Source organism: Qipengyuania sp. ABI-127-1, from assembly GCA_022953095.1.
GTDB lineage: Bacteria > Pseudomonadota > Alphaproteobacteria > Sphingomonadales > Sphingomonadaceae > Qipengyuania.
Genome location: JALJCR010000002.1, coordinates 489,462 through 501,065, shown reverse-complemented (window position 1 = coordinate 501,065; position 11,604 = coordinate 489,462). Strand labels below are relative to the sequence as shown.

The window sequence follows — 11,604 nt, the reverse complement described above, 5'->3', positions numbered from 1 at the left end:
CGCACAGTGCGGGGCGGCCATGCCGTCCCCTGCCCGATGCGTCTCTACCAATCAAGCTTTGCTGCGGCGAATTGCCGGTATCCCGCTCCCTTTCCCCGGCTAATTCCCGAATAAGGGAAGCGTCACCAGATCGTTGATCGTGACGAACGCCATCAGCATGAGCACGAGGGCCACGCCGGCGCGGTACGCCACTTCGGTTCCACGGGGACCCACCGGCTTCCGGCGAACTGCTTCCGCCGCGTAGAAAGCCAGGTGCCCGCCGTCGAGAGCGGGAATTGGCAGGAGGTTGATGAATGCCAAGTTAAGCGAAATCAACGCGACGAAATTGATGAAGGCCATTGCCCCAAGGCTGAGCTGCTCGCCCGAGAACTTGGCGATCTTGACCGGGCCGCCAAGCTCCTGAACCGAACGCTCGCCGGTGAAAATCTGGCCGATCCCGGTGACCATCATATCGACGATACCGATGGAATGGTCGACTGCCAGCGCCAGCGAGGAGGCGATACCCTGAGGTTCGAACTCGAAACCCGCAGCACCCGAGGCGACACCGATCAGGCCGACCTTCGACACATTGCCGAAACGATCTTCCATCTCCACACCGCGTACGGGCACCGCAAAGGTCTGCTCGGCACCGTCGCGTTCGATCGTGATGTCGAGCGTACGACCGGGATAGAGCATGATCGAATCCTGCACATCCCGGAAATCCTCCATCCGCTCGCCTTCGACCGCCACGATCCGGTCACCCACCTCGATCCCGGCTGCACGTGCAGACGATATCTCGGCGAACCGGGCGACGGTGAGCTGGCCGTCCGCATCGGCCGGAACCGGCTTGCCGTACAAGGCGAAAAACCCCGCGAAGATCGCCAGGGTGAGAAGAATGTTGGTCGCAGGTCCCGCGAATACGATCAGCGCACGCTTCCACAGCGCCGCATGATGAAAACTGCCCCGGCGCTCTTCAACGCTGGCCTGAGCCACCGCCTCGGCATCGGGAATACTGGCGGGGTTCATATCGCCCTTGAACTGCACATACCCCCCGAGCGGGAGTGCGGAAAGCTTCCACCGCGTGCCACGTTTGTCCGTGAAACCCCAGATTTCCTTACCGAATCCGACGGAGAAAGCTTCGGCATGAACGCCGAACCAGCGGCCGACGATATAGTGACCCAGCTCGTGAATTGTGACGAGCGGCCCGAGCAGCAAGGGGAAGCCGATGACATAGTAAAGCCAAAGAGGCAGGTTCACTTCCACGGGTCAGACAGGCTCCAGAATACGGGTGGCGCGGCGGCGTGCACCCTCGTCAACGCGCAAGACCTCTTCGAGGGTTCGCGGTGCATCGGGCAGATCGCTCTGGTTCAGAACGTTTTCGACCAATACCGCGATCCTGCTGAACGCAATCTTACGATCGAGAAAGGCCGCCACCGCGATCTCGTTTGCGGCGTTGAGCACTGCCGGCGCGGCCCCACCCGCCTCGGCCGCCTCGCGCGCCAGTCTGGTGGCGGGGAACCGTACCTCGTCCGGGGCGAAGAAGGTCATCTCGCCGATGGCAGGCAGATCGAGCGGCTCCATCGGCGTATCCATCCGCGCGGGCCAGGCGAGGCATGAGGCGATGGGAACGCGCATGTCCGGCGGCCCGAGCTGAGCCAGCGTCGACCCGTCGCAATATTCTACCAGGGAATGAATCACGCTCTGCGGATGGACAACAATGCGAATTCGATCGAGCTCGACCGGGAAAAGGTGATGCGCCTCGATCAGCTCGAGCCCCTTGTTGAACATGGTCGCGCTATCGACGCTGATCTTGGCGCCCATGTCCCAATTGGGATGCGCGATCGCCTGTTCGGGCGTCACGGCGGAAAGGTCTTCGATCATGCGCAGCGGGCCACCGCTGGCGGTCAGTGTGATCGACCGGACATCGGCGATCTCCCCCCCCTGCAGGCATTGGAAAATCGCATTGTGTTCGCTGTCCACCGGCAGCAGCGTCGCGCCGTGTTTCGCAACAGCCGCGGTCATCACCTCGCCCGCCGAAACCAGCGCTTCCTTGTTGGCGAGCGCGATTGTCCCGCCCTGCTCTATCGCCGCCATGACGGGGCCGAGCCCGGCACAGCCGACGATCGCCGCCATGGTGATATCGACCGGGCGCGACGCCGCTTCGCACAGCGCAGCGCGGCCGGCGGCCGCCTCGATCCCGCTTCCCGCCAGGGCATCGCGCAGGTCGCCGAGATAGCGTTCGTCCGCCACAACGGCGATATCCGCGCGGAATTCGCGCGCCGCCCTGGCAAGCTCGGCGACGTTCGAATTGGCGGTCAGCGCGGTCACCTTCCAGCTCTCGGCATTGCGGCGCACGAGATCGAGCGTCTGTTCACCGACCGAACCGGTAGCGCCAAGGATCGATATCGAACGCATCACCGCGCCGCGCCCAGGAGCGCGCCCGCCAGCAACACTACGGGGATCATCCCGTCAGTCCTGTCGAACACGCCGCCATGTCCCGGTATGAGCTTAGAGCTGTCCTTGACCCCGGCCTTGCGTTTGAGCCAGCTTTCGAAAAAATCGCCAGCCTGGGCCGCAACCGCCGTCATCGCGCCGAGAGCGAAAATCTGCCCCGCTTCGGCAAGATCGAAGAACATCGTACTGTCGCCCGACGTCGCTCTGGCCACGAAATAGATCCAGCCCGCGATCCACACCGACGCTCCGACGATGCCGCCCAACAATCCGGCCCAGGTCTTCGACGGGCTGATGGAGGGAGCGATTTTCGGCCCGCCGAGCGTGCGCCCGAAGAAATAGGCGAAGGTATCGACGGAGACGACCGCGCCGACAACGCCGACGACGATCGGGATCGGAAACCGCGAAAGCATATAGCCCGCTATTCCGATATAGATCGCACCGGCCAGTATCCCCGCGAGGCGGTAGGATACGTTCGGCGTGGCCTTGATCACCAGCAGGACGAATTCGAGCATGGTGACGAGAGCCACTGCAAGGATGAACCAACCAAACCATGGAGCGCCCGCCAGCAATGCCCCGATCGCAAGCGCGATCATCACCACGGCGGAAACGATCCGCACGGGAAGATCGGGGTTTTTCCGGACGGTCCCTTCCGTCCCTGTCTCAACGTCCGCCAAATCGCCTCTCCCTCTCCGCGAAATCGGCCAGTGCGCGCTTCAGGTGATCGGGCGTGAAGTCCGGCCACAGCACGTCGAGGAACAGCATCTCCGCGTAAGCCGCCTGCCACAAGAGGAAATTCGACAGGCGCACTTCGCCGCTGGTGCGGATCAGCAGGTCGAGCGGGGGGAGCGGCGCACTGTAGAGGTGACGCTCAATCGCCTCCTCGGTCACTTCGCCTGCTTCGGCGGCCTTGCGCGCCGCCTGCGCGATTTCGGCCTGAGAACCGTAGTTCAAGGCGACTGCAAGCGTGCGTGACCCTTTCGAAGTCTTTTGCAGCGCATCCTCGAGCATCTCGACAATATCCGGCGCAAGCCCCTGCCAATCGCCAAGAATATGAAGCTTCACATCATTGGCAAGGAACTCGGGCAGATCGGATTTGATGAACTTGCGCATCAGGTTCATCAAATCATCGACCTCGTCTTCGGGTCGCTTCCAGTTTTCGGACGAAAACGCGTAGAGTGTCAGGCACTCGATCGACGTGTCCTTAAGGCTGCGCACGAGTTCGCGCACCGCCTCCACACCCTTGCGATGCCCCATCGCCCGCGGGAGGTGCTTGCGCTTTGCCCAGCGGCCATTGCCATCCATGATGATGGCGACGTGACGAGCGGTTCTGTCAGGGGACCTCACGCAAATTTCCGTTCGTATCGAGCGGTTGCGAAACACGGCCTCGAGTGGAACTCGAGACACATTTGCGCCGACGCCTCTCGGCTTCGCCCGAGGCGAACGGAGGCGGGGAGCAAACCGTTCACTGCGACAGGATTTCCTGCTCTTTCTTTTGCACCGTTGCATCGCATTCGGCGACATATTGATCGGTGAGCTTCTGCACCTCGGTCTCGCCGCGCTTCTGCTCGTCTTCCGAGATTTCCTTTTTCTTCTCGTCTTCCTTCAGCGCTTCCATACCGTCGCGGCGTACATTGCGGATCGCGATCTTGGCCTTTTCCCCGTATTCTCCGGCGACCTTGGCGAGTTCCTTGCGGCGTTCCTCGGTCAGATCCGGCATCGGCAGGCGCACATTCTGCCCGTCGATCATCGGATTGAGGCCGAGATTGGCCTTGGCGATACCCTTTTCGACCGCAGTCACATTCGCTTTGTCCCACACCTGCACGCTGAGCATGCGGGGTTCGGGCGCGCTGACCGTGGCGACCTGATTGAGCGGCATCATCGATCCATAGACCTCGACCACCACGGGATCGAGAAGGCTGGTATTCGCCCGCCCCGTCCTCAGGCCCGACAAATCGCCCTTCAGGCTTTCCACGGCGCCCTTCATGCGGCGCTCGATATCGGTCTTGTCGTATTTTGCCATGGCGGTTTCCTCTATCTCTCTGACTTGTCTCAGTTCTGCACGATCGTCTGCGTGCCCTCACCCGCGATGACCCGGGCAAGGTTGCCCTTCTCGCGGATCGAGAAAACGACGATCGGGATATTGTTGTCGCGGCACAGGGCGACCGCGCTGGCATCCATGACCTTGAGGTCATCGGCCAGAACCTTTCCGTAACTGACGGATTCGAAGCGCTTGGCGTCGGCGTTCTTCTTGGGATCGCTGTCGTAGACCCCATCGACGCTGGTTCCCTTGAGCAACGCGTCGCAATTCATTTCCGCCGCACGCAGCGCGGCACCGCTGTCGGTCGTGAAATAGGGGGCGCCGACCCCTGCGGCGAAAATCACGATGCGCCCTTTTTCAAGGTGACGTTCGGCGCGGCGGCGGATCACCGGCTCGCAGACCTGATCCATCTGCACGGCGCTCTGCACGCGGGTTTGAACCCCGAGCTGCTCCAGCGCGCTCTGCATCGCCAGCGCATTCATCACCGTGGCCAGCATTCCCATGTAGTCGGCCTGGGCGCGGTCCATCCCCTGGGCCGCGCCGGCCATCCCACGAAAGATATTGCCCCCGCCGATGACGAGGCAGATTTCCAGCCCGGTTTCCTTGGCCGCCTTTACTTCCCTAGCCAGCTCCATGACAAAGGCCGGATCGATACCGAACTGCTGATCGCCCATCAGTACCTCGCCCGAAAGCTTCAGCAGGACACGTTTCATGGTCGATAAGGGCATGGATTCTCGCTCGGCATCAAGTTTGCGCGGCCTTAGAGCCCCAGCGGGCTGCTGCCAAGTGCGCCAGCAGTAAGTGGACTATGGGCCGGACGATTTCCCGATCCCCGCGCATACAATGATTCCGGCGTTTTTCGCCGGTTGCGATTCGCTGTTGGCTCGGTGAACTCCAAGCGAACTGCGTAAGGTTGCAGGTCGAAAGCGACGGCAAAACCCGCATCAATCCGCCCATAAACACGAAAACGGCCGCCGCGCCAAAGCACGACGACCGTTCCCGAATACGAGCGACCCGAAAAGTACGGGCCAGGCTAATTGGTCATACTCGGAGTCTTTTTTCCAGTCCGGTATTTTACACAGTGCCCAAGATTATCCAGCAACTGCCGCAGCAACTTCCGCTGCGAAGTCCGCTTCTTCCTTCTCGATGCCTTCACCGAGCTGGAAACGGACATAGTCCACCAGTTCGACTTTCGCGCCGATATCCTTAGCGGCCTGCTCGACGACCTGCGCTATGGGGGTTTTGTTATCCATCACGAAGATCTGGCTGAGCAGCGCGTTTTCCTTGGCGTATTTGGCGATCGCGCCTTCGACCATCTTTTCCTGGACGTTTTCGGGCTTGCCGCTTTCGGCAGCTTTCTCCTTGGCGATCGCGCGCTCGCGCTCGATCACGGCCGGGTCCAGACCTTCGGCGGTCAGCGCCTGCGGGAAGGCCGCGGCGATGTGCATGGCGAGCTTCTTGCCGAGCTCTTCGAGCTTGGCGGCATCGCCTTCGCTCTCGAGCGCCACCAGCACACCGATCTTGCCGAGGTCGGGCGCGACGGCATTGTGCATGTAGGGCACGATCACGCCGTTGGTGACCGAAACGCTCTTCATCCGGCGGACCTGCTGGTTCTCGCCGATGGTCGCGACATTGTCGGTCAGCTTGTCGGCAACGGTTCCGCCATCGGGATAAGCCGAGGCCTTGAGTGCTTCGACGTCGTCATTCGATGCGTTGAGCGCGACCTGCGTGGTCTTGCGGACGAAGTCCTGGAACTTGTCGTTCTTGGCGACGAAGTCGGTTTCCGAGTTCACTTCGACGGCAACGCCGCGGGTCGCCTCGACGGCAACGCCGACGAGACCTTCGGCGGCGGTACGGCTCGACTTTTTCTGAGCGGTGGCGAGGCCCTTGGCGCGCAGCGCGTCGACAGCGGCTTCGATATCGCCATTGGCGCCTTCGAGGGCCTTCTTGGCGTCCATCATGCCCGCGCCGGTCTTTTCGCGCAGGGCCTTAACGTCAGCGGCAGTGAATGCAGCCATGATAGTATCCTTCTTGGGTTTGGTGTGCGGGCACCGGGCCTGCTTCAACAGAAGCGGCCCGGCGCGTAACTCCGCTTTGTGACGGGCGCGTGAGAGCACCCATCCTTGGAGGGCTTAGGCCGCCGCGGTTTCTTCCGGCGGATTTTCCATGGCGCCGACATCGGCGCCCGAATCCTGGATGCCTTCACCCTTGCCGCTCTTGGCAGCTTCGGCAACGGCTTCGCAGTACAGGCGGATGGCACGCGCGGCATCGTCATTGCCCGGGATCGGGAAAGCGATGCCTTCGGGGTCGACATTGGTGTCGAGCACGGCGACGACCGGGATGCCGAGGACGTTGGCTTCCTTGATCGCCAGGTCTTCCATATTGGCATCGATCACGAACATCACATCGGGAATGCCGCCCATGTTGCGGATGCCGCCGAGCGACATTTCGAGCTTGTCCCGCTTGCGGGTAAGATCGAGCACTTCCTTCTTGGTCAGGCCCGCAGTGTCACCCGAGAGTCGCTCGTCGAGCGACTTGAGGTGCTTGATGCGCTCGCTGATGGTCTTCCAGTTGGTGAGCATGCCGCCCAGCCAGCGGTGGTTGACATAGTGCTGGCCCGAAGCGAGCGCAGCTTCGCGGATCGCGTCCTGCGCCTGGCGCTTGGTGCCGACGAACAGCACCTTGCCGCCCGAACGCGCGGTCTGCTGCACGAAGTCGAGCGCGCGGGCGAAGAGCGGCACGGTCTGCGACAGGTCGATGATGTGGATGCCGTTGCGCGCGCCGAAGATGTACGGCTTCATGCGCGGGTTCCAACGGTGGGTCTGGTGGCCGAAGTGCGAGCCGGCCTCGATCAATTGCTGCATCGTGACGGTAGGAGCCGCCATAATCATATTCCTTTCCGGTTATACCTCTGGAAAGCTGGAACCCGAATGCGGTCATGTCCCGCGGCGGGCACCGGTATGTGCGCCTTCCATGTGGATTTGCCCGTATAAAACCGGTCGGGAATCGACCCATTCTCTGCGGACCGCGCGCCTTTAGCCTCGTCGAAGAGAGAAATCCACCCTCGATTCACCGCAAAAATCTGAAATCCCGGCGCGAAAAGCGCTTGACACATCGGAACAAAAAGAGAACATTGCTTTCCTCGCCGGAACTGGCGGCGGCGATGACGGATTTGTCCACCAAGTTTCCCCGTACTGTCAACAGCTTTGTCGACAGCCGGGAAAGGAGAATTGAAATGTTCGCACTGTTGCTCATCACCCTCTTCTTCGCCGCCGCGGTGGTGGTTGCGGGCGTGCTTGCCGACAGCGGATTGCGCTGGTGGTCCGCTTTCGGCACGCTTCGGCGTGAATTGAACGGCGAAAACGCCCCCCTTCTGCCCAGCTTGCGCCCGGCAATGCCGGTTTGCGGCTCCAGTACCGCCAACCGCTTCGCGCCAGCGCGCAGTCCGACAGGCAGAGTCAGCCGCGCCGCTTGATCCGCGCGTAGCGAAACAACGTATAGGGCAAGAGCAGAAGGTAGCCCGCGCAAATAGCGCTGAGCGTCCACCATGGCTCGACCAGCAGAGCGGCGAAGAGCAATCCGACAAATGCCAGCACCTCAAGCCTGATGCCGCGTCGCGGACGAATCGATGTCCAACTGGGTGTCGCCATGTTCGAAATCATCAGCAGCGCGATAGCGACCAGCCAGACGCCGACGAAAACCGGATTGCGGAAATCATCAACACCGGTTGCCATCCACAGATAGAACGGCGCAAAAGCCAACCCCGCCCCCAACGGCGCCGGTACACCGGTCAGAAAGCCGAGCGATTTGTGCGGCTGCTCAGACACGTCGATCTGCGCATTGAACCGCGCGAGCCGCAAAGCACAGCAGATCGCGAACGCCAATGCGGCGAACCACCCGATGCGCGGCTCCGCCGATAGCGACCAGAGAAAGATGATGATGGCGGGCGCCGTGCCGAAACTCAACGAGTCGGCAAGGCTGTCGAGTTCGGCCCCGAAGCGCGATTGCGCCTTGAGCGCCCGGGCGATCCGGCCGTCGAGGCCATCGAGCAAGCCCGCAATGATCACCGCCACTACGGCGGCGCCCCAGTTGGCGTCGATGGCAAACCGGATTCCGGTCAACCCGGACCCCAATGCGGCAGCCGTGATCGCGTTGGGTATCATGGCGCGCAGCGTCAATGCGCGCGTGTGAACCTGGGTCGGCTGCTCGTCCTCGCTCGCCTTCGGCCCGAGCCGGCTACCGCCGTGTGGATCGTCCGACAGTCCATTCATTGAGAAACACCTTCGATCAGTTTTTGCGAGCCGATCTCCGCCAGAACCGTCTCGCCCGCGACGGTCCTCTGGCCGAGCAGGACCTTGGAAGCGGTGCCGGCGGGAAGATAGACATCGACCCGGCTACCAAAACGGATCAGTCCGACGCGCTGGCCAATGCCGACCATATCGCCGGGTTTCACGAAGGGCACGATCCGCCGGGCCAGGAGTCCGGCGATCTGCGTGAAACCGATCTTGAGCCCGTCCGTCCGCTCGATCAGAATGTGCTGCCGTTCGTTTTCCTCGCTCGCCTTGTCGAGACCGGCATCGACGAAGCTGCCCGGTATATAGACCGTCCGCAGGACTGTCCCGGCGATCGGCGCGCGGTTGATGTGAACGTCGAATACCGACATGAAAATCGAAATACGGGTAACCTTGCCCGGTTCGAGTCCGGCATGCCCGCTGCCATCATCGACGATCATTTCCGTGGGAGGATCGACTTCGGCAATCAGGGTCACGAGCCCATCGGCCGGCGCGACGATCAAACCATCATCCTGCGGAACCACCCGTTCGGGGTCGCGAAAGAAGGCGAACACGCCCAGCGACAGCAGCAACAGCGGCCAGCCCACAATTTCCCAGTCTAGGCCGATCAGGAACACCAGGCTGATGACCACGGCAATGATGCCGAACTTCCGCCCCTCGGGATGAATCGGAGGCCATGACCAGCGAACATCGCCACGGCCACGATTGTCGAGAAGGTTACCTGCCATTGCCAAGACCTAGGCCCTGTGGCGAGGGCTCACAAGGTGTCATGCCATCTTGCGCACGAACACCGCACCGGCGGAATAGCCGGCCCCGAAACTGCAGATCAGGCCGATATCGCCTTCTGCAAGGTCTTCATTGTGCTTGTGGAAGGCGATGATCGAGCCTGCACTCGACGTATTGGCATAGGTGTCGAGTACGGTCGGGCTTTCGTCGGCGCTCGCCTCGTGCCCCAAAACGCGCTGCGCTATCAGGCGGTTCATCCCTGCATTGGCCTGGTGCAACCACAAACGCCGGAGCCCCCGGGGGTTGAGGCCGAGCTTGTCCGCCTCGGTCACGATCATCTCGGCGACCATCGGAACGACTTCCTTGAACACCTTGCGCCCTTCCTGGACGAATAGCTTGTCCGCCTTCCCCTGTCCTTCAGGAGAGGCGCGATTGAGGAAGCCGAAATTGTTGCGGATGTTGTTGGAAAAGACCGTTTTGAGCCTGGTACCGAGAATATCCCAGTGCTCGTCCGGAGCCATTGCGGCATCTTCGACCAGAACCGCCGTCGCCACATCGCCGAAAATGAAATGGCTGTCACGATCGCGCCAATTGAGGTGCCCGCTGGTAATTTCCGGGCTCACGACCAGGACGCTTCTGGCATTGCCCGAACGCACGTAATCCGCCGCCGTCTGAATACCGAAGGTGGCAGAGGAACAGGCCACATTCATGTCGAATCCGAAGCCGTCGATGCCCAGCTCCCGCTGGATCTCTATCGCCATGGCGGGATAGGGCCGCTCCATATTCGATGCGGCGCACAGCACGGCATCGACATCGGCCGCATCGCGTCCGGCGCGTTCCAGTGCCTGACGCGCAGCCTTCATCCCGATTTCGGCCAAAATCGAAAGGTCCTCGTTCGACCGTTCGGGCCAGCGCGGCGCCATGATCTCGGGATCGAGGATCGGCTCTTTCGCCATCACGTGGCGCGCCTTGATGCCGCTGGCCTTTTCGATGAATTCGACCGAACTTGTCTGGAGCGGTTCCATCTCGCCTGCATCGATCGCTTGCGCATTTTGCGCATTGAACCGTTCGACATAGGCATTGAAGCTTTCGACCAGCTCTTCGTTCGTGATGGTCTCTTCAGGCGTGAAAAGCCCGGTGGAAGATATGACGGGGCGCCCGGTTAATTCGATGTTTTTGGTCATGACGGTTGACTAGGCGCGCTCTGGCCCGCCCGCAAGCATGAGGAACGCGCGATCCGAAACACCCACTTCACATAGCTGTGGGCAACGGATATTGCTGGGACGATGCACGACATGCAGAATCCCCTTCCCAAGAGCTATTGCGACGCCTGTGCCATTCGCAACCGGGCGATCTGCGCCGATCTCGACGAGCACGAGATAGCCCTGCTCAACGGAATCGGGCGTCGCCGGAGGCTGACTGCCGGTGAGCAGTTGATGTGGGAAGGCGACGAGGCGGTTCTCGTGGCCAATGTGATCGAAGGCGTTTTGAAGCTCTCTTCGCATTCCGCCGATGGCAAGGAACAGATCCTGGGGCTCGTCTATCCTTCCGATTTCCTCGGGCGTCCTTTCGGCAAAACCTCACCATATGGGGTCGAGGCGCTGACCGATGCTCATATCTGCGTTTTCGAACGGACGGATTTCGACCGTTTTGCCCGCGAACATCCGCGTCTCGAGCATAAATTGCTCGAAAGAACCCTGAGCGAACTCGACCGTACTCGGCGCTGGATGCTGCTTCTGGGGCGAATGAATGCCGAACAGAAAGTCGCCAGCTTCCTGCTGGAAATGGCCGAACGGCTCGGCACGAACCAGGCTTCGGGGCCGGAAACCACAGTCGCCCTGCCACTGTCGCGGCAGCAGATCGCCGATGTGCTCGGCCTCACGATCGAAACGGTCAGTCGGCAACTGACCCGATTGCGCAATGCCGGGGCGATCGATTTGCCTTCCCGCCGGGAAATCGTCCTGCGCGACACGGCCGATCTGGAAGCGCGAGCGGGCTGACCCGATATTCGTTGCCGCACCGATGGGATGCGGGGCGATCAACGCGAAATTAACCAAGTTTCGCGACAGCGGCACAATGTCGACCGAAGGTCCAACCCACGCCTACCTACCGGCG

Annotated in this window: 13 protein-coding genes; 2 read left to right on the top strand and 11 right to left on the bottom strand. The window is 61.6% G+C overall.

The window, feature by feature from the left end:
* Positions 1–99 precede the first annotated feature (99 nt).
* The 8 genes from rseP to rpsB all read right to left on the bottom strand — a co-directional run bounded on the left by rseP (position 100) and on the right by rpsB (position 7,356).
* Complete coding sequence (gene rseP, locus MUY37_RS11930) at positions 100–1,236, bottom strand: RIP metalloprotease RseP (RefSeq protein ID WP_499195567.1); 1,137 nt, start codon at positions 1,234–1,236, stop codon at positions 100–102.
* 9 nt (positions 1,237–1,245) lie between these two features.
* Positions 1,246–2,394, bottom strand: coding sequence for a 1-deoxy-D-xylulose-5-phosphate reductoisomerase (gene dxr, locus MUY37_RS11925; protein WP_499195566.1), 1,149 nt, complete (start codon positions 2,392–2,394; stop codon positions 1,246–1,248).
* A complete protein-coding gene (locus tag MUY37_RS11920; RefSeq protein WP_499195565.1) occupies positions 2,394–3,107 on the bottom strand; it encodes a phosphatidate cytidylyltransferase in 714 nt (237 codons plus the stop codon). The genes dxr and MUY37_RS11920 overlap by 1 nt, the downstream gene beginning before the upstream one ends.
* Positions 3,094–3,735, bottom strand: coding sequence for a polyprenyl diphosphate synthase (uppS, locus tag MUY37_RS11915; RefSeq protein WP_499195725.1), 642 nt, complete (start codon positions 3,733–3,735; stop codon positions 3,094–3,096). The genes MUY37_RS11920 and uppS overlap by 14 nt, the downstream gene beginning before the upstream one ends.
* A gap of 160 nt (positions 3,736–3,895) precedes the next feature.
* Positions 3,896–4,453, bottom strand: a complete 558-nt coding sequence (gene frr / locus MUY37_RS11910; protein ID WP_499195564.1) for a ribosome recycling factor — start codon at positions 4,451–4,453, stop codon at positions 3,896–3,898.
* Positions 4,454–4,482: 29 nt separating this feature from the next.
* Entirely contained in the window at positions 4,483–5,199 is a 717-nt protein-coding gene (pyrH, locus tag MUY37_RS11905) for a UMP kinase (RefSeq protein WP_499195563.1), read from the bottom strand.
* A 363-nt stretch (positions 5,200–5,562) separates the two neighbouring features.
* Complete coding sequence (gene tsf / locus MUY37_RS11900; protein ID WP_499195562.1) at positions 5,563–6,489, bottom strand: translation elongation factor Ts; 927 nt, start codon at positions 6,487–6,489, stop codon at positions 5,563–5,565.
* A gap of 114 nt (positions 6,490–6,603) precedes the next feature.
* Positions 6,604–7,356 carry a 30S ribosomal protein S2 gene (gene rpsB, locus MUY37_RS11895; protein ID WP_499195561.1) on the bottom strand — a complete coding sequence of 251 codons (753 nt, stop codon included), beginning with the start codon at positions 7,354–7,356 and terminating at the stop codon, positions 6,604–6,606.
* 53 nt (positions 7,357–7,409) lie between these two features.
* Between rpsB and MUY37_RS11890 the strand changes: the two genes are divergently transcribed.
* Entirely contained in the window at positions 7,410–7,946 is a 537-nt protein-coding gene (locus tag MUY37_RS11890) for a hypothetical protein (RefSeq protein ID WP_499195560.1), read from the top strand.
* On the opposite strand, the gene MUY37_RS11885 is transcribed toward MUY37_RS11890, so the two are convergent.
* From MUY37_RS11885 to MUY37_RS11875, 3 genes are read right to left on the bottom strand one after another with little or no spacing between them, the layout of a single operon-like run.
* Positions 7,930–8,742, bottom strand: a complete 813-nt coding sequence (locus MUY37_RS11885; RefSeq protein WP_499195559.1) for a CDP-alcohol phosphatidyltransferase family protein — start codon at positions 8,740–8,742, stop codon at positions 7,930–7,932. The two genes, MUY37_RS11890 and MUY37_RS11885, sit on opposite strands and share 17 nt — an antisense overlap.
* Positions 8,739–9,491 (bottom strand): phosphatidylserine decarboxylase, encoded by a 753-nt coding sequence (locus MUY37_RS11880; protein ID WP_499195558.1) that lies wholly within the window; start codon positions 9,489–9,491, stop codon positions 8,739–8,741. Before MUY37_RS11880 ends, MUY37_RS11885 begins: the two co-directional genes overlap by 4 nt.
* A gap of 39 nt (positions 9,492–9,530) precedes the next feature.
* The gene (locus tag MUY37_RS11875) at positions 9,531–10,673 is read right to left on the bottom strand and encodes a beta-ketoacyl-ACP synthase III (RefSeq protein ID WP_499195557.1); all 1,143 of its coding nucleotides are present in this window, start codon (positions 10,671–10,673) and stop codon (positions 9,531–9,533) included.
* A gap of 111 nt (positions 10,674–10,784) precedes the next feature.
* Between MUY37_RS11875 and MUY37_RS11870 the strand changes: the two genes are divergently transcribed.
* Positions 10,785–11,489 carry a Crp/Fnr family transcriptional regulator gene (locus tag MUY37_RS11870; RefSeq protein WP_499195556.1) on the top strand — a complete coding sequence of 235 codons (705 nt, stop codon included), beginning with the start codon at positions 10,785–10,787 and terminating at the stop codon, positions 11,487–11,489.
* Positions 11,490–11,604 lie beyond the last annotated feature (115 nt).